The organism is Pseudoxanthomonas composti (assembly GCF_004122095.1).
In the GTDB taxonomy this organism is placed as follows: domain Bacteria; phylum Pseudomonadota; class Gammaproteobacteria; order Xanthomonadales; family Xanthomonadaceae; genus Pseudoxanthomonas_A; species Pseudoxanthomonas_A composti.
Genome location: NZ_SAWZ01000002.1, coordinates 357,260 through 375,243, shown reverse-complemented (window position 1 = coordinate 375,243; position 17,984 = coordinate 357,260). Strand labels below are relative to the sequence as shown.

The window sequence follows — 17,984 nt, the reverse complement described above, 5'->3', positions numbered from 1 at the left end:
ATGACTTCCGTGCAGTGGAGCGACGGCGCTCCCATCTACCGACAGCTTAAGGAAAAGGTGATTGCCATGATGCTCGACGGCGTGCTCAAGCCCGGCGATGCCCTCGATTCGGTGCGCCATGTGGCCTCCGAGTACCAGCTCAACCCCATCACCGTCTCACGCGCCTACCAGGAACTGGCCGACGAGGGCCTGGTGGAGAAGCGCCGCGGGCTGGGCATGTTCGTGACCGAAGAAGCGGCCAAGAAGCTGCTCGGCAACGAGCGCGAGCGTTTCCTGACCGAAGAGTGGCCCGGCGTGGCCGAACGCATCCAGCGCCTGGGGCTGTCGACCCAGGAGCTGCTCGATTCACTGGGAGACACGAAATGACCGCAGTAGTGAGCGCCCAGGGCCTGCGCAAGGTCTACAAGAACAAGGTCGCGCTGAACGACGCCGCCTTCGAGATCCAGCCCGGCCGCATCGTCGGCCTGATCGGCCCCAACGGCGCCGGCAAGACCACGGCGCTGAAGGCGCTGCTGGGCCTGACCTCCTTCGACGGCGAAATGAAGGTGCTGGGCAAGGACCCGCGCACGCAGCGCGATGCGCTGATGCGCGAGGTCTGCTTCATCGCCGACGTCGCCGTGCTGCCGCGCTGGATCCGGGTCAGGGAGGCGATCGACTTCGTGGCCGGCGTGCATCCGCGCTTCGACCGCGCCAAGTGCGAGCGCTTTTTGGCCAACACCCAGCTCAGCCCCAAGCTGCGGGTGCGCGAGATGTCCAAGGGCATGATCGTGCAGCTGCACCTGGCGCTGGTGATGGCCATCGATGCCCGCATCCTGGTGCTGGACGAACCCACCCTGGGCCTGGACATCCTGTATCGCAAGGAGTTCTACCAGCGCCTGCTGGAGGACTACTTCGACGAGCAGAAGACGATCATCGTCACCACCCACCAGGTGGAGGAGATCGAGCACATCCTCACCGATGTCATGTTCATCCGCGATGGCCGGGTCGTGCTGACCGCGGAGATGGACGAGGTCGCCGAGCGCTACACCGAGGTGCTGGTCTCGGCCGAGCAGGCCGCGGCCGCCCGCGTCATGAAGCCCATCGACGAGCGCGCCCTGCCCTTCGGCAAGACCGTGATGCTGTTCGACGGCGTCCCGCGCTCGCAGCTGACCAGCTTCGGCGAAACCCGCAACCCCGGCCTGGCCGACCTGTTCGTCGCCGTCATGAAAGGAACCTACGCATGAATGCCATCGCCACCAAGGCCGGGAGCCCGGCCAACACCTTCCTGTGGTTGTTGAAGCGCGAATACTGGGAAAACCGCGGCGGATTCGTCTGGGCGCAGGTGATCACCGGCACGATCGTCGTGGTGCTCTCGGCGCTGATGGCGGTGGTCGGGGTGATCCAGCTGCGCTCGCAGGACCTGGAGATGCACCGCGGCGACACGGAAATCACCGGCTCCTTCGCCGCTGTGGGCGATGTGATGTTGATGCTGGGCAACGGCATCACCGGCTCGGTGCTGGCCTTCGTGGTGTTCTTCTACGCCTTGGGCAGCCTGTACGACGACCGCCGCGACCGCAGCGCGCTATTCTGGAAGTCGCTGCCGATCTCCGACACCGCCACGGTGCTGTCCAAGGCCGCCTGGGCGCTGCTGCTGGCGCCCCTGATCTCGGTGATCATCGGCATGCTGCTGGGCGTGGCGCTGTGGATGGTGAGCGCGGCGACCATCGCGGCCACCGGCCTGGAAGGCGCTTCCAGCCTGTTCTCCGAGTCGCACCCGTTCCGCATCCTGGGCGCAATGCTGGCCACCCTGCCGATCGGACTGCTGTGGTCGCTGCCCGCGGTGGGCTGGCTGATGCTGTGCTCGGCCGTGGCCCGGAGCAAGCCGTTCCTGTGGGCCGTGCTGCTGCCGCTGCTGGCCTGCCTGATCATCAGCGTGATGGCTGCCCTGCCCGGCATCCACCTGCCGCTGGGTTCGGTCTGGTACGTGGTGGGCTACCGCGGCCTGCTGAGCGTGCTTCCCGGGTTCTGGGTGTTCTCCCGCCTGGCCCAGAACGAGACCGCTGAGACCGCGCTCAACGCGGCCAGGACCCCCGAGGACAGCCTGCAGATGGTGCTGCACAGCCTGACCGATCCGCGGATCTACACCAGCCTGGACCTGTGGATCGGCGTGGCCGTCGGCGTGGCCTTCATCGCCCTGGCCATCTACGCCCGCCGCTGGCGCGACGAGGCCTGATCCAGGCGCAGCCTCAGGTCAGGCACCGGGGCACCCATCGCGGTGCCCCTTCCCAACATTCATGAGGAACCGAACGATGCGTCCGATCCCCTTCTCACTGATCGCCATCGCTGCCCTGGCCCTGCCCGGACTGGCCTCGGCCAAGGACGCGCACTGCGAGTTCAGTGCGCCGCGCAACCTCACCCTGGACCTGGCCGGCGTGCGCAGCGTGGTGTTCGAGACCAACGAGCACGACCTGCGGCTGACCGGCACCGACGGCGCCGGCGGCACGCTTAGCGGCCGTGCTTGTGCCAGCAAGGAGTCGATGCTGGCCAACCTCACCATCGAGCAGAAGAGGCAGGGCGACGTGCTGGTGGTGACGCTCAAGCAGCAGGGCATGCGCGGCTGGAGCTTCGGCAAGACCTACGCCTACCTGTCGCTGTCCGGCACCCTGCCGGCCAGCACACAGGTCCGCCTGGATGCCGGTTCGGGCGACCTGGACATCAGCAACGTCGCCTCGCTGGGGCTGAACGTGGGCTCGGGCGATGTCAAGGTCAGCAAGGTGCGCGCAGGCGTCAGCGGCTCGCTGGGATCCGGCGACCTGGACCTGCGCGAGATCGGCAGCCTGACGCTGGACTCGGTGGGCTCGGGCGATATCGATGCCAACGACGTGCGCGGCGATGCCAGCGTCGATGCCATCGGCTCGGGCGACCTGACCCTGGGCAAGGTCCAGGGCAATGTGAAGATCGGCAATGTCGGTTCGGGCGATGTCACCCTGGAGGACGTCCGCGGCAGCGTCAGCGTCGGGGCGATCGGTTCGGGCGATGTGGAAGCGCGCCGTGTCGGCGGCGATGTCACCGTGCGCAGCAAGGGCAGCGGCGATATCACCACCGAGGCGGTCGCCGGCAAGGTCAGCAAGCCGCGCGAGTGACCACTCGCGCTCAATCCCCTCTCGTGCCCGGAGCGACCTCATGAAATCCCATTGCACCGCACTGCTGCTGGCCACCGTCCTGATCCTGTCCGCCTGCCAGGGCGGCTCCGGCAACGCCGACAATCCTGTCACCGCTGCGGTCAAGGCCGCCAGCGACGGCATCGACGAAGCCCAGAAGGGCATGGACCAGGCCAAGGAGGAGCTGGAAAAGGAGCGCACCAAGCTCAACACCCAGAACCTCTCGCTCAACCGCGACGACGCCCACAAGGACTTGCCCAAGGCCGAGATCACCCCGCAAGGCGAGCTGCTGATCGACGGCAAGGCGGTGGCCGCCACGCCGGAGCAGAAGCAGCTGGTGCTGGCCTACCGGGGCCAGATGCTGGGCGTGATCTCCGCCGGCATCGCCGTCGGCATCGAAGGCGCCAAGATCGGCATGGACGCGGCCGGCGCGGCGCTGAAGGGCCTGATCAGCAACAAGTCCGAGGATGAGATCGGCAAGGAGGTCGAGGCCAAGGCCAAGGCCCGCCTGCAGCCTGAGGTGGAGAAACTGTGCGCGCGCCTGCCCGGCCTGTACGCCGCCCAGCAATCGCTGGCCGACAAGATGCCCGAGTTTCGCCCCTATGCCACGATGGACAAGGACGACATCGACGACTGCAAGGACGGCGGCGACTGGGAGCCCTGAAGCATCGAAGACCTGATTTCAGGCCTGCCGAGAACAGGAATCACTGGACGCTCTCATGGAAGGGATCACCATGCCAAGGTACGAGGATGCGCATAAAACGTTTTGCGGTCGTGGTTTGACAGCAGCAGAGTCGCTGACCGGCAGCACCAGAGTGCTCAGGAAATGAGACGGCTCTTCAAGCTTGCCCTGATCAGCACGTTGTTCATTCCGCTGACGGTCATCGTTTTGTTGTCCTTGGCCAAGGTCGGAGCTACCGACTCTGGCGCGCATGCGCGCCTGCGCATTCCTGTGGGTAAGCAGTCAGCAAGCTTCCAGATCTATTCGGGTACTGGCGAGCACGTCATCATGCCTGGATTCCTGGACGGCCCAGTCGTTCGTTCACGCAATGCCGGCGGGTGGTCGGCGACCTGGTACTGCGAGAACCAGCGGAACGCATCAGTCGGTCAAGGCCGGGTCCTCTCCATCAATTGTGCAGGAAGGTCTCACCGCTTCAATCTGCAGCAGCCGCCTGTCTTCGATGCAGACGCGCCTATGCCCGCGACCGTAGCGGTAATCAGCGATCTCGAAGGAAACCTTCGCTTTCTCAATGCGGCGCTCAGCAAGCTCGGCGTGACGGATGCCGGTGGTGATTGGCAGTTCGCAAACAACCATCTCGTCGTCCTGGGAGACAGCGTCGACAGGGGACGCGAGGCTTTCGCGGTGCTGTGGCGCCTGCATGGGCTCGCGCTGCAGGCACACGCGGCCGGTGGCGCAGTCCACGTCGTCCTAGGGAACCATGAGCAGTACGTACTTCGTGGCAACTACTCCAGAACGCACCCAGATCACCGATATGCGGTACGCCAGATGGGGGGATTCGAGCGGGCTTTCTCGGAGGAAACCATCATTGGAGCGTGGCTTCGCGCCCAGCCGGTCGCCCTCAGGTTGGGCCGCACACTGTTCGTGCATGGCGGGGTTTCGCCGGAAGTCGCCGCAAACGTACCCGACGTCGACTCACTCAATGGCGCGATGCGGAACTTCTGGGGATCGCACGCTGGAAGCGCAGCTCGCTCGAAGGCCTTCGATGCCGTCCTGAGCCATCAGGGTGTGACCCAGTACAGGGGCTATTTCGAAGCGATGGATGGAATGTATCCTCAAGCCACGCAGGCCGACCTCGAAGCCGTGGTACGCCATTTCGATGTCGACCGGATCGTCGTAGGACATACGCTGGTGGAGCGGATCCAGCGAAGCTACAACGGTCGGGTGATCGCGGTCGATGTCAACGACGACGAAGCACGTCGAGAAGTCCTCGTGTTTCATAATGGAACTCCGAAGATTGTCGACCTCGGCATCCCGCGCGCGCTTGAGACGAAAGCGTTGGCCCGCGAGCGTCCTTTCAATCCACTGAGCATGGATGATCTGCGCCTACTTGGTGAGATGGTGCAGGCGTATCGAGACCTTGACCGGGTCCCCAAGCCGTACTGACGGCCAACGATACGATGCGCAGCCCCGGTTCGCGTTGGTGCATCCTGGCAATCGCCAAGCGTCTACAATCGCGCCATGCGTATCCTGATCCCCTTGCTGCTTTCCCTGATCGCGCTTGTCGGCTGCGGCCGCGGCGACAACGCCGGCCCCTCGCGCGAGGAGCGCATGAAGCCGCGCATCGCCGTCACCAATGATGCGGTGACCATGCGCCGCGCTCCGGCGGCCAGTGCCTTCATCGACCCGCAGGGCGTCCTGAAGATCGATGACATCCAGGTGCCGCAGTCGCCGGATAACACCGCCCTGCTGCGTCTGTATTTCGGCCGCATGCAGATGCTGCGCCTGCAGACCCTGGGGCCCGAGGCCAATAGCGGCAAGCCGGGCAGCGTCAAGGCGCAGCCCGATGCGGAAACTCTGGCCCTGCAGACGCAGATCCTGCAACAGGTCTCCCCGTTGAAGCCCTACAAGGAAAGCTTCGACAACGTGCAGATGGAATACCGCTGACATCAGCGCACCACGCCCTGCGTTGCGATCCTTCGCGAGGCAGCGTCAACGGACGAAGGACCGACAGACGCGGCTCCGCACCCGCCTCGTCCTCCGGGGGCCGCACTACGCCTACTTCCAGCACCTGAAGCCGGAACCGGACAGCCGCCGCTGCCGCGGCGGATGTCGATGTTCTTGTTCCCCCTTTCCCGTCTTACGTGAGCGAGGCGGACCGCGGGGGCACGGGCGGCGACGCCGCTTGCACGGCGCGGCCGCCAGCACCCCCAGCGCAGCTCAGCCGCCCCCGCCTGCGCCGCCGTGGATCCCGCCCGCGGTCAATGCCGCCGGGTCCAGCAGCTGCTTCAACTCCGGCAGGGACAGCCCGCTGTCCTCCGCCGCCACGTCCAGCACCGGGCGGCCTTCCTTGTAGGCGCGCTTGGCAATGGCCGCGGCCTTTTCGTAGCCGATGATGGGGTTCAGCGCGGTCACCAGGATCGGATTGCGCGCCAGCGCCTGCTGCACGTTGTCCTCGCGCACCTTCAGCCCGGCGATGGCCGAGTCGGCCAGCAGCCGGGCGACATTGGCCAGCAGCTGGATCGACTCCAGCAGGTTGGCCGCGATCAGCGGCAGGGTCACGTTGAGCTGGAAGTTGCCGGTCTGCCCGGCCACCGTAATCGCGGTGTGGTGTCCCATCACCTGCGCACAGACCATCACCGTCGCCTCGGGGATCACCGGGTTGACCTTGCCCGGCATGATCGAGCTGCCCGGCTGCAGCGCCGGCAGTTCGATCTCGCCCAGGCCAGCCAGGGGGCCGGCATTCATCCAGCGGAGGTCGTTGGCGATCTTGATCAGCGCCACGGCCAGCGCATTGAGCTGGCCTGACAGCTCTACCGCATCGTCCTGGGCGGCCAGGCCCTCGAACTTGTTCTCGGCGCTCTCGAAGCGCTGCCCGGTCAGCTTGCCCAGCGCCTTGGCGACCTGCTTGCCCAGCTTGGGGTCGGCATTGATGCCGGTGCCGATGGCGGTGCCGCCCAGCGGCAGGCGGCGCAGGCGCTTGAGGCTGTCGTCGATGCGCGCCTGCGCCGAGGCCAGCTGTGCCGACCAGGCCGAGAACTCCTGGCCGAAGCTCAGCGGCATGGCATCCATCAGGTGGGTGCGGCCGGTCTTGACGACCTTGGCCAAGGCCTTGCCCCGCTTGTCGATGGTCTTGCGCAGGTGCTTCAACGCGGGCTGCAGGTCTTCCACTGCCGCCAGCTGGGCCGAGACGCGAATCGCGGTGGGCACCACGTCGTTGGAGCTCTGCCCCAGGTTGACGTGATCGTTGGGGTGCACCGTGGCGCTTTTGTCGGACTGCAGCAGCCGGGTCGCCAGGGTGGCGATGACCTCGTTGGCATTCATGTTGGACGAGGTGCCCGAGCCGGTCTGGTAGATGTCGATCGGGAACTGGCCGTCGTGGCGGCCATCGGCCACTTCAAGCGCGGCCTTGCGCACCGCCTCGGCGATGTCCTGGGGCAGGTGTCCCAGCTCGGCGTTGACGCCGGCGGCGGCGGCCTTGATCAGGCCCAGGGCACGGATGAACCCGCGCGGCATCGGGCGGCCGGAGACGGGGAAGTTCTGCACGGCACGCTGGGTCTGCGCGCCCCACAGGGCGTCGGCGGGGACCTGCAGTTCGCCCATGCTGTCGTGCTCGACACGGGTCTTGGCGATGCGGGCTTTCGGGGGGGTGGGGTCTTTCGGGCTCATCCGGTTCTCCATCGATGGAAAGTCACGGCTGGCGCGCGGGTCAAGCCGCTGAAGCTGGCAGTTGCAGTGGCCGCCGATGATACGCGCAAGCCCGTGAGGCCGATGACAGGTAAAATGCCCGCCCCGGCTCGCCCGGCCCTTCCCGCTCGCCTGCAGCGCCTTGCGCCGGCCGCGGCCGCCTTCCCCATCTTCCCTCACCCAAGCCATCCCCATGACCGAAGCCACCCTGCTCGCCCTGTCCCCGCTCGACGGCCGCTACGCCTCCAAGGTCGATGCCCTGCGCCCGATCTTCTCCGAGTACGGCCTGATCCGCGCCCGCATCAAGGTCGAGGTGGAATGGCTGCTGGCCCTGGCCGCCGAGCCCGGCATCACCGAGCTGGCCGCGTTCTCCCCGGGCGCCGTGCAGCAGCTGCGCGCGCTGGCCGAGAATTTCTCCCCGGCGCAGGCCGCGCGCGTGAAGGAGATCGAGCGCACCACCAACCACGACGTCAAGGCGGTGGAGTACTTCATCAAGGAGCAGCTGGCCGGCGATGCCGAGCTCGGCCCGGCCCTGGAGTTCGTGCATTTCGCCTGCACCAGCGAGGACATCAACAACCTCTCCTACGGCCTGATGCTGGAACAGGCGCGGCGCGAGGTGCTGCTGCCGGGCCTGGAGGGCATCGCCAACAGCCTGCGGGCCCTGGCCCACGCCCATGCCGGCCAGCCGATGCTCTCGCGCACGCACGGCCAGACCGCCTCGCCGACCACCCTGGGCAAGGAAATGGCCAATGTCGTGGCGCGCCTGGAGCGCCAGCTCAAGCAGATCGCCGCGGTGGAGCTGACCGGCAAGATCAACGGCGCGGTGGGCAACTACAACGCCCATGTGGTGTCCTACCCGGACGTGGACTGGCCGCGCTTCGCCCAGCGCTTCGTCGAGGGCCTGGGCCTGGTGTTCAACCCGTACACGACGCAGATCGAGCCGCACGACAACATCGCCGAGATCGGCGATGCCACCCGCCGCGCCAACACCATCCTGATCGACCTGGCGCGCGATGTCTGGGGCTATATCTCGTTGGGCTACTTCAAGCAGAAGCTCAAGGAAGGGGAAGTGGGCTCCTCGACCATGCCGCACAAGGTCAACCCGATCGATTTCGAGAATGCGGAAGGCAACTTCGGCGTGGCCAACGCGCTGTTCGAGCATTTCTCGGCCAAGTTGCCGATCAGCCGCTGGCAGCGCGACCTGACCGACTCCACCGTGCTGCGCGGCCTGGGCACCGCCTTCGGCCACACCCAGGTCGCCGTGGACTCGCTGGCCAAGGGCCTGGGCAAGCTGGAGCTGAACCCGCAGCGCCTGGATGCCGACCTGGATGCAGCCTGGGAAGTGCTGGCCGAAGCCGTGCAGACGGTGATGCGTCGCCATGGCCTGCCCAATCCCTACGAGCAGCTCAAGGCGCTGACCCGCGGCCAGGGCATCACCGCCGAGTCGATGCAGGCCTTCGTCGAATCGCTGGAGCTGCCGGCCGAGGCCAAGCAGCGCCTGCGCGCGCTGACCCCGGGCGGCTACGTGGGCCTGGCCCAATCGCTGGCCAAGGCGGTCTGAAGATGCGCGCGCGGCCGGACATGCGCAGGCGGTCCGGCTACGCCATCGCGCGGCGCTGCGCATGAAGCTGCTGGTCAACCTCGATGTGCCTGACCTGGAGCAGGCGGCGCGCACCTACACCCAGGCGTTCGGGCTGCACCGCGGACGCCGGATCGGCGAAGGCGGCCTGGAACTGCTCGGGGCTGCCGTGCCGCTCTATCTGCTGCAGCAACCGGAAGGCAGTATCGGCGCTGGCGGGCAGCCACGCGACTACCGCCGGCATTGGACGCCCGTGCACCTGGACGTGGCCGTGGAAGATCTGGAGCTGGCCCTGGCACGTGCGCAAGCGGCCGGCTTGACCCGCGAAACCGAAGTGCGTCATGCGGCCTGGGGCAGCATCGCCACGCTGCGCGATCCCTTCGGTCATGGCTGGTGCCTGATCCAGTTTACCGACGCCGGGTACGACGCCATCGTGCAGTGAGCCCGCCCCATCGCGCGCCTAGGACCCAATCCCTCACCCTTCAAGCAAGCTCCACCTCCCACCCAAGGCATGCCGCCATGTCGCCTTTGAGCTTCTCCGTCGCACGTCAGCTCTACCTGCTGTTGTTCTTCGTGGGCAGCCTGATCCCGCTGCTGTGGTTCTGGCCCTGGCTGGCGCTGCATGGCCTGGATGTGCAGGGCCTGATCCGCGAGCTGTTCGCCACCCGGGTGGCCGGCTTCTTCGGGCTGGACGTGTTGTGCTCGGCCCTGGCGCTGCTGGCCTTCGTGGTGTCCGAGAACCGCCGCCAGCGCATCGCCGGGTCTTCGCTGGCGCTGCTGGCCACCTGCTGCATCGGTGTCTCGGCCGGGCTTCCATTGTTTCTTTACCTGCGCCAGCGCACGCTGGACGCCAATCGACCCACGTTCTGACCGATCACCTTCTTCATGTCCAAGAGCAAGCGCGCCACCTCCCCGTCATCCAAAACCCTGGCCATCGAGGTCGATGCCAGCGGCCACGCCCCGTTGGGCATGTCGCCGCAGGCGTTCCTGCGCCACTACTGGCAAAAGCGCCCGCTGTTGATCCGCAATGCCTTTCCCGGCTTCGTCTCACCGATCGAGCCGGGCGACCTGGCCGGGTTGGCCTGCGAGGAGGCCGCACTCTCGCGCCTGATCAGCTACGACCGCGCCCGCGATGCCTGGTCGGTGCGCAGTGGTCCGTTCCAGGAGGACGAGTTCCCCGGCATGCCCGACCACGACTGGACCCTGCTGGTGCAGGACGTGGACAAGTGGGACGCGGACGTGCGCGAACTGCTGGAGGCGTTCCAGTTCCTGCCGCGCTGGCGCATCGACGACATCATGGTCAGCTTCGCCGCCACTGGCGGCTCGGTGGGCGCGCACGTGGACCAGTACGACGTGTTCCTGCTGCAGGCCCACGGTCATCGCCGCTGGCAGATCGACGCCTCGCCCAACCCGCCGCTGGGCTTCCGCGACGACGTGGAGCTGAAGCTGCTGCGCGAGTTCACCCCCAGCCATGACTGGGTGCTGGGCCCTGGCGACATGCTGTACCTGCCGCCCGGCGTGCCGCATCATGGCGTGGCCGAAGATCCGTGCCTGACGTTCTCCGTCGGCATGCGCGCGCCCTCGGCGGCTGAGCTGATCGGCGATTACCTGGACACGCTGGTGGCCGAGGCGGACGACGCCCTGCGCTACCAGGACCCGGACCTGAAGCTGCCGGTCGATCCGAACGAAATCGATGCCGATGCCATGACCCGCGCGGTGTCCGCATTGAACGCCTTGCGCATGAACGACCCGGAGCGCCTGGCCAACTGGTTCGGCCGCTTCATCACCACCTATCGCAGCGCCGGTGAAGTGGCTGCCCCGGCTGAAGCCGACGCCTTGAACGAGGCTGCCGTCGAGCAGGCCCTGACCGGGGATGGCACGCTGCTGCACCGCCACCCGATGGCGCGCATGGCCTGGCGCCGGCGCGGCAAGCGCGAGGCGACCCTGTTCGTCAGCGGACAGGACCACCCGATGCCGATCGTGGAGGCGTCCTGGCTGGCCTCGACCGACGCGGTCAGCGGTGAGGATTTCGCGCGCCTGTCCGCCGCCGGTCGGCGCGCGGTGACCGAGCTGGTCGCCAGCGGTCATTACGTGATCGGCAACGCCGACGAGGATGCCGAGGACGAGGATGAGGGCGGCTGAGCCCCGCATCGAACTGGCGTCCCATGCCGCGCTGCAGTCCACCCTGCAGCGCCTGTGGCAGGACGCGGTCATGCGCGAGCCGGCCCTGGCTGGCCTGCGCGGCGCGCCTGCGCTGGACACCCTCGCCCTGCACGCGGTGGCCTTCGACCAGGACGACAGGCCGCTGGGCACCGCGCGACTGAGCCCGGACCACCGGCTTGGTCCGCTGCTGGTCCTGCCCGAGGCGCGCAGCCGCGGCATCGGCCAGGCCCTGCTGGCGGCCCTGGCGGGCGCGGCGCGCCTGCGGCACTGCCGCCAGCTGACCCTGGAGGCGCCGCTGGCCTTGCACGCCTTCTTCGCCGCGCAGGGGTTCATCCCCGAGGGCGAGCCCCATTCGCGCGAGGGCATCCCCCACCAGTCCATGCGCCGCGCCTTCGACGGCGCCGTGGTGATCGAGGACCCGGCCCAGGCCGCCGCCGCCTGCATCGGCATCACCGCCGGCACCCGCCGCACGCTGCGCATCTACTCGCGTGAACTCGATCCCGGTTTGCTCGACCAGCCCGCGCTGGTCCAGCGCATCCGCCGGCTGTGCACCGGGACCCGCGATGCCATGGTGCAGATCCTGCTGCACGACGCGCAGGCGCCGCAGCGGGCTTCGGCCCCGCTGCTCGCCCTGTCCCAGCGCCTGCCCAGCCGCTTCGCCCTGCGCCAGGTCAGCGACCCGGTGGACCAGGCCTATCCGTCGGCCTACCTGGTCAACGACCGCGGCGGCTACTACTTCCGCACGCTGGGTCATCGCCTGGAAGGTGAGGCAGACATGGACGGTGCCGGGCGCGCACGACAGTTGCGGGACAGCTTCGCGTCGGTGTGGGAACGGGCCCGTCCCTGTGCCGAACTGCGCGCCCTGGGTTTGTGAACAGCGCGACAAAGGTCGCTGATCCCGTTTCCCGTCGAATGGAATTTCCCTGCCAGTTGCCGCCCGACACCCCCGGGGCGCCAGAAAGGCCGGGCGTATACTTTTGATGCTTTCTCGTCCGCTTGGCATCGGCAACGCCGGTCGCGGGGACGAAGCTCCCTCCAAAGACGCCATTGGCAAGCCATCGTGGACAATCTACTGAAGCAGTTTGCGCAGTCCTCCCCTCTCAACGGCGGCAGCGCCGCTTACGTCGAAGACCTCTACGAGCAGTACCTGGTCGCACCCGACAGCGTGGACCCGAAGTGGAAGAACTACTTCGACGGGTTCAAGGGGCGTGAGGCGGGCGATGTCCCGCACTCGGCCGCCATCGAGCACATCACCCAGGCCTCCAAGCTGGCCGCCAACGCCGCCAACGGCGCGGCGCCTTCGGACGAGCGCGAGCGCCACGTCGGCCGCCTGATCACCGCCTACCGCGCCCGTGGCCACCTCAGCGCCAGGCTGGACCCGCTGAAGCTGACCGAGCCGGCCAATGCCCCGGACCTGGGCCTGGACTTCCACAGCCTGTCCGAGCGCGACCTGGACAGCGAGTTCAGCACCGGCGGCGTCGGCGGCCATGACCGCCTGACCCTGCGCGACCTGTTGGCCCGCCTGAAGTCGACCTACACCGGTTCCATCGGTGCCGAGTTCATGCATATCCAGGAAGTCGAACAGCGGCACTGGTTCTACAAGAAGCTGGAACAGGCCGGCGGCAGCTACGGCCTGGACGCGGACACCAAGAAGCGCACCCTGGAGCGTCTGACCGCGGCCGAGGGCCTGGAGCGCTACCTGCACACCAAGTACGTCGGCCAGAAGCGCTTCTCGCTGGAAGGCGGCGACTCGCTGATCCCGATGATGGATACCCTGATCCGCGATGCCGGCAAGGATGGCGTCAAGGACGTGGTGATCGGCATGGCCCATCGCGGCCGCCTCAACGTCCTGGTCAACACCCTGGGCAAGAATCCGCGCAAGCTGTTCGACGAGTTCGAAGGCAAGTTCGAGCACGACCACCACGCCTCGGCCGGCGATGTGAAGTACCACATGGGCTTCTCGGCCGACGTGGCCACCGATGGCGGCCCGGTGCACCTGGCGCTGGCCTTCAACCCCTCGCACCTGGAGATCGCCGACCCGGTGGTCGCAGGTTCCGTGCGCTCGCGCCAGGAGCGTCGCCAGGATGCCGCCCGCAAGCAGGTGCTGCCGGTGCTGATCCACGGCGATGCGGCCTTCTCGGGTCAGGGCGTGGTGATGGAGCTGTTCCAGATGTCGCAGACCCGCGGCTTTGCCGTGGGCGGCACCGTGCACATCGTGGTCAACAACCAGGTCGGCTTCACCACCTCCAACCCGCAGGACGCGCGTTCGACCCGCTATGCCACCGACGTGGCCAAGATGATCGCCGCGCCCGTGCTGCACGTGAACGGCGACGACCCCGAAGCGGTGGTGTTCGCCACCAAGCTGGCCTTCGAGTTCCGCCAGCAGTTCGCCAAGGACGTGGTCATCGACCTGATGTGCTATCGCCGCTGGGGCCATAACGAGGCCGACGAGCCGGCGATCACCCAGCCGCTGATGTACCAGGTGATCCGCAAGCACCAGACCACCCGCGAGATGTACGCCGAGCAGCTGGAGAAGGCGGGCGTGATCGAGGCCGGCGCCGGCAAGGCCATGGTCGATGCCTACCGCGCCAAGCTCGACGGCGGTGAAGTCACCACCGAGCTTGCCGACGTGGAGAAGACCCCGCCGAGCAGCCCGCTGTTCGTGGACTGGAGCAAGCTGCTGGAAGGCAAGCTGTCAGATGCGGTGAGCACCGCGGTGGACATGGACAAGCTCAAGTCCCTGGCCACGCTGATCAACGCCGTGCCCGAGGGCGTGGAGCTGCATTCGCGCGTGGCCAAGGTCTACGACGACCGCCGCAAGATGTCCGCCGGCGAGCTGCCGGGCGACTGGGGTTTCGCCGAGAACCTGGCCTACGCCACCCTGCTCAACGAAGGCTTCGGCCTGCGCCTGGTCGGCCAGGACGTTGGCCGCGGCACGTTCAGCCATCGCCACGCCATCCTGCACGACCAGAAGACCGACGCCTATCACCTGCCGCTGCGCCAGCTGGCGCAGTCGCCCGAGCGCGTGGCGATCATCGACTCGCTGCTCAGCGAGGAAGCGGTGATGGCCTTCGAGTACGGCTTTTCCACCACCGATCCCAACACCCTGTGCATCTGGGAAGGCCAGTTCGGCGACTTCGCCAATGGCGCCCAGGTGGTGATCGACCAGTTCATCGCCGCCGGCGAATCCAAGTGGGGCCGCATCTCGGGCCTGACCCTGCTGCTGCCGCACGGCTACGAAGGCCAGGGCCCGGAGCACAGCTCCGCGCGCCTGGAGCGTTTCCTGCAGCTGTGCGCACTGGAGAACATGCTGGTGGTGGTGCCCTCCACCCCGGCGCAGGCCTTCCACATGCTGCGTCGCCAGCTGAAGATGACCACGCGCAAGCCGCTGATCGTCATGTCGCCCAAGTCGCTGCTGCGCCACAAGCTGGCGGTGTCCTCGCTGGAGGAACTGGCCAACGGCGAGTTCCAGCGCCTGATCGGCGATGCCAAGGCCGACGCGGCCAAGGTCAAGCGCGTGGTGCTGTGCTCGGGCAAGGTCTACTACGACCTGGTCGAGGACGCCGCCAAGCGCGAACAGGACGATGTGGCCATCGTGCGCGTGGAGCAGCTCTATCCGTTCCCGCGCGATCTGCTCAGCGCCGAGCTGAAGAAGTACGGCGGCGCCAAGGAAGTCATCTGGTGCCAGGAAGAGCCGCAGAACCAGGGCGCGTGGTATCAGATCCGCCATCATCTGCAGGCCTGCCTGGACGAGGGTCAGCAGCTGGCCTATGCCGGCCGCGCCCGCTCGGCCTCCCCGGCCGCAGGCCACATGGCCGAACACGTCGCCGAGCAGCAGCAGCTGGTCGCCGACGCGCTGGTCAATCCGTTCTCCGACAAGATCGTCGCCGAGTAATCCCGGCGCGGTCCCCCCACCTCTACCAACGACCCCTCATTCCAGGACGTTCAAAGCATGGCTACAGAAGTCAAAGTCCCCGTACTGCCCGAATCCGTGTCCGATGCCACCATCGCCAGCTGGCACAAGAAGGCCGGTGACGCGGTCAAGCGCGACGAGAACCTGGTGGACCTGGAGACGGACAAGGTCGTGCTGGAAGTGCCGGCCCCGGTCGACGGCGTGCTGAAGGAAATCAAGTTCCAGGAAGGCGACACCGTCACCTCCGCGCAGGTGCTGGCCATCATCGAGGAAGGCGCCACCGCCGAGGCCGCGCCGGCCAAGGAAGAGGCCAAGCCGGAAGTCAAGGCCGAGGCGCCCAAGGCCGCCGCTGCCGAAGCCCCCAAGGCCGCCAAGGTCGAGGCGCCCAAGGCCGCCGGCGACACCGGCTCGCTGCCGCCGGGCGCGCGCTTCACCGCCATCACCGAAGGCGTCAACCCGGCCGAGGTGGAAGGCACCGGCCGTCGTGGCGCGGTGACCAAGGAAGACATCGTCAAGTTCGCCGCCGGTGGTGGCGTGGGCAAGGCCGCCGGCGCCCGCCCGGAAGAGCGCGTGCCGATGACCCGCGTGCGCAAGACCATCGCCAAGCGCCTGATGGAGTCCAAGAACTCCACCGCGATGCTGACCACCTTCAACGAGGTCAACCTGGCCAAGGTCTCGGCCGCGCGCAAGGAGTTGCAGGACGAGTTCCAGAAGGCCCACGGCATCAAGCTCGGCTTCATGAGCTTCTTCGTCAAGGCCGCCGCCAACGCTCTGCAACGCTTCCCGCTGGTCAACGCCTCCATCGACGGCGATGACATCATCTATCACGGCTACAGCGATATCTCCATCGCCGTGTCCACCGACAAGGGCCTGGTGACGCCGGTGCTGCGCAATGTCGAGCGCCAGTCCTTCGCCGACGTCGAGCAGGGCATCGCCGATTTCGCGGCCAAGGCGCGCGCGGGCAAGCTGGGCCTGGACGACCTGCAGGGCGGCACCTTCACCATCACCAACGGCGGCACCTTCGGTTCGCTGCTGTCCACCCCGATCATCAACCCGCCGCAGAGCGCGATCCTGGGCATGCACGCCATCAAGGAGCGTCCGATCGCCGAGAACGGCCAGGTCGTGATCGCCCCGATGATGTACCTGGCGCTGTCCTACGACCACCGCATCATCGACGGCAAGGACTCGGTGCAGTTCCTGGTGGACATCAAGAACCAGCTGGAGAACCCGGGCCGGATGCTGTTCGGTCTGTAAGGGCGAGGAACGAGTGCGGAGGAACGAGTAACGAGTGGAGCGCGCGATCGCTTTCTCTCGTTTCTCGTTTCTCGTTCCTCGTTCCTAGCCCTTCAATCCTCATTCCAAGGAATTACCCGCATGTCTGAAAACTACGACGTCGTCGTCATCGGCGCCGGCCCGGCCGGTTACCACGCGGCCATCCGCGCCGCGCAGCTGGGCATGAAGGTCGCCTGCATCGACGCGGCCCTGGGCAAGGACGGCAAGCCGGCCCTGGGCGGCACCTGCCTGCGCGTGGGCTGCATCCCGTCCAAGGCGATGCTCGACTCCTCGCGCCAGTTCTGGAACATGGGCCACCTGTTCGGCGACCACGGCATCAGCTTCAAGGACGCCAAGATCGACGTGGAGACCATGGTCGGTCGCAAGGACAAGATCGTGAAGCAGTTCACCGGCGGCATCGCGATGCTGTTCAAGGCGAACAAGGTCACCGCCTACTACGGCTTCGCCCAGCTGCAGCCGGGCAACGTGGTCAAGGTCAAGCAGCACGACGACACCGAGGTCGAACTGAAGGGCACCAACGTGATCCTGGCCGCCGGCTCGGATTCGATCGAGCTGCCGTTCGCCAAGTTCGATGGCCAGACCATCGTCGACAACGTCGGCGCGCTGGACTTCACCGAAGTGCCCAAGCGCCTGGCGGTGATCGGCGCCGGTGTGATCGGCCTGGAACTGGGCAGCGTGTGGAAGCGCCTGGGCGCCGAGGTCACCATTCTCGAGGCCCTGCCCGACTTCCTGGCCGTGGCCGATGCCGAAGTGGCCAAGGCCGCCGCCAAGGAATTCAAGAAGCAGGGCCTGGAGATCAAGCTGGGCGCCAAGGTCAGCGCCACCGAGGTCACCGGCAAGGGCAAGAAGCAGGAAGTGGTGGTCACCTACACCGACGCCTCTGGCGAGCAGACCCTGACCGTGGACAAGCTGCTGGTAGCCGTGGGCCGCCGCGCCGCGACCAAGGGCGTGCTGGCCGAGGGCACCGGCGTGCAGCTCAACGAGCGCGGCCAGATCGTGGTCGACGAGCATTGCCACACCGGCGTGGACGGCGTGTGGGCCATCGGCGACTGCGTGCGCGGCCCGATGCTGGCGCACAAGGGGTTCGAGGAAGGCATCGCCGTGGCCGAGCTGATCGCGGGCCTGCCCGGCCACGTCAACTTCGACACCATCCCGTGGGTCATCTACACCGAGCCGGAAATCGCCTGGGTCGGCAAGACCGAGCAGCAGCTCAAGGCCGAAGGCGTGCCGTACAAGGCAGGCAGCTTCCCGTTCGCCGCCAACGGCCGCGCCGTGGCGATGAGCGAGCCGGCCGGCTTCGTCAAGGTCCTGGCCCACGCCGAGACCGACCGCGTGCTGGGCATGCACCTGGTGGGCGTGAACGTCTCCGAGCTGGTGCACGAAGGCGTGCTGACCATGGAGTTCAGCGGTTCGGCCGACGACCTGGCCCGCATCTGCCACGCGCACCCCTCGCTGTCGGAGGTGGTGCACGACGCGGCCATGGCCGTGAGCAAGCGCGCCATTCACAAGGCGAACTGAAGCCGGGACTCG

Annotated in this window: 16 protein-coding genes; 15 read left to right on the top strand and 1 reads right to left on the bottom strand. The window is 67.2% G+C overall.

All coding sequences use genetic code 11. From position 1 onward, the window contains the following. The 7 genes from EPA99_RS04935 to EPA99_RS04905 all read left to right on the top strand — a co-directional run bounded on the left by EPA99_RS04935 (window position 1) and on the right by EPA99_RS04905 (window position 5,766). Window positions 1-366 carry a GntR family transcriptional regulator gene (locus EPA99_RS04935; RefSeq protein ID WP_129470397.1) on the top strand — a complete coding sequence of 122 codons (366 nt, stop codon included), beginning with the start codon at window positions 1-3 and terminating at the stop codon, window positions 364-366. Beyond that, entirely contained in the window at window positions 363-1,223 is an 861-nt protein-coding gene (locus tag EPA99_RS04930) for an ABC transporter ATP-binding protein (RefSeq protein WP_129470080.1), read from the top strand. The genes EPA99_RS04935 and EPA99_RS04930 overlap by 4 nt, the downstream gene beginning before the upstream one ends. Beyond that, the gene (locus EPA99_RS04925; protein WP_129470079.1) at window positions 1,220-2,212 is read left to right on the top strand and encodes an ABC transporter permease; all 993 of its coding nucleotides are present in this window, start codon (window positions 1,220-1,222) and stop codon (window positions 2,210-2,212) included. Before EPA99_RS04930 ends, EPA99_RS04925 begins: the two co-directional genes overlap by 4 nt. Before the next feature lie 76 nt (window positions 2,213-2,288). Then, the gene (locus tag EPA99_RS04920; RefSeq protein WP_129470078.1) at window positions 2,289-3,122 is read left to right on the top strand and encodes a DUF4097 family beta strand repeat-containing protein; all 834 of its coding nucleotides are present in this window, start codon (window positions 2,289-2,291) and stop codon (window positions 3,120-3,122) included. A gap of 40 nt (window positions 3,123-3,162) precedes the next feature. Further along, a complete protein-coding gene (locus tag EPA99_RS04915; protein ID WP_129470077.1) occupies window positions 3,163-3,804 on the top strand; it encodes a YggN family protein in 642 nt (213 codons plus the stop codon). 162 nt (window positions 3,805-3,966) lie between these two features. Further along, window positions 3,967-5,265: a metallophosphoesterase gene (locus EPA99_RS04910; RefSeq protein WP_129470076.1), complete on the top strand. Its 1,299-nt coding sequence runs from the start codon at window positions 3,967-3,969 to the stop codon at window positions 5,263-5,265. A 75-nt stretch (window positions 5,266-5,340) separates the two neighbouring features. Then, window positions 5,341-5,766 (top strand): hypothetical protein, encoded by a 426-nt coding sequence (locus tag EPA99_RS04905; RefSeq protein WP_129470075.1) that lies wholly within the window; start codon window positions 5,341-5,343, stop codon window positions 5,764-5,766. Window positions 5,767-6,039: 273 nt separating this feature from the next. Here EPA99_RS04905 and EPA99_RS04900 read toward each other — a convergent pair whose 3' ends face one another. Next, entirely contained in the window at window positions 6,040-7,488 is a 1,449-nt protein-coding gene (locus EPA99_RS04900) for a class II fumarate hydratase (RefSeq protein ID WP_129470074.1), read from the bottom strand. Between the two features lie 211 nt (window positions 7,489-7,699). Between EPA99_RS04900 and purB the strand changes: the two genes are divergently transcribed. The 8 genes from purB to lpdA all read left to right on the top strand — a co-directional run bounded on the left by purB (window position 7,700) and on the right by lpdA (window position 17,972). Continuing rightward, window positions 7,700-9,067, top strand: coding sequence for an adenylosuccinate lyase (gene purB, locus EPA99_RS04895; protein ID WP_129470073.1), 1,368 nt, complete (start codon window positions 7,700-7,702; stop codon window positions 9,065-9,067). A 61-nt stretch (window positions 9,068-9,128) separates the two neighbouring features. After that, window positions 9,129-9,527, top strand: coding sequence for a VOC family protein (locus tag EPA99_RS04890; RefSeq protein ID WP_129470072.1), 399 nt, complete (start codon window positions 9,129-9,131; stop codon window positions 9,525-9,527). A 77-nt stretch (window positions 9,528-9,604) separates the two neighbouring features. Then, entirely contained in the window at window positions 9,605-9,955 is a 351-nt protein-coding gene (locus tag EPA99_RS04885; RefSeq protein WP_129470071.1) for a DUF2834 domain-containing protein, read from the top strand. 15 nt (window positions 9,956-9,970) lie between these two features. Then, entirely contained in the window at window positions 9,971-11,227 is a 1,257-nt protein-coding gene (locus EPA99_RS04880) for a cupin domain-containing protein (protein WP_129470070.1), read from the top strand. Further along, window positions 11,214-12,122, top strand: a complete 909-nt coding sequence (locus EPA99_RS19055) for a GNAT family N-acetyltransferase (protein ID WP_164978564.1) — start codon at window positions 11,214-11,216, stop codon at window positions 12,120-12,122. Before EPA99_RS04880 ends, EPA99_RS19055 begins: the two co-directional genes overlap by 14 nt. Window positions 12,123-12,308: 186 nt before the next feature. Next, the gene (locus EPA99_RS04870; protein ID WP_129470068.1) at window positions 12,309-15,143 is read left to right on the top strand and encodes a 2-oxoglutarate dehydrogenase E1 component; all 2,835 of its coding nucleotides are present in this window, start codon (window positions 12,309-12,311) and stop codon (window positions 15,141-15,143) included. Between the two features lie 57 nt (window positions 15,144-15,200). Continuing rightward, window positions 15,201-16,415, top strand: a complete 1,215-nt coding sequence (gene sucB, locus EPA99_RS04865) for a dihydrolipoyllysine-residue succinyltransferase (RefSeq protein ID WP_129470067.1) — start codon at window positions 15,201-15,203, stop codon at window positions 16,413-16,415. A 120-nt stretch (window positions 16,416-16,535) separates the two neighbouring features. Beyond that, window positions 16,536-17,972, top strand: coding sequence for a dihydrolipoyl dehydrogenase (lpdA, locus tag EPA99_RS04860; RefSeq protein WP_129470066.1), 1,437 nt, complete (start codon window positions 16,536-16,538; stop codon window positions 17,970-17,972). The last annotated feature ends 12 nt before the right edge of the window (window positions 17,973-17,984 follow it).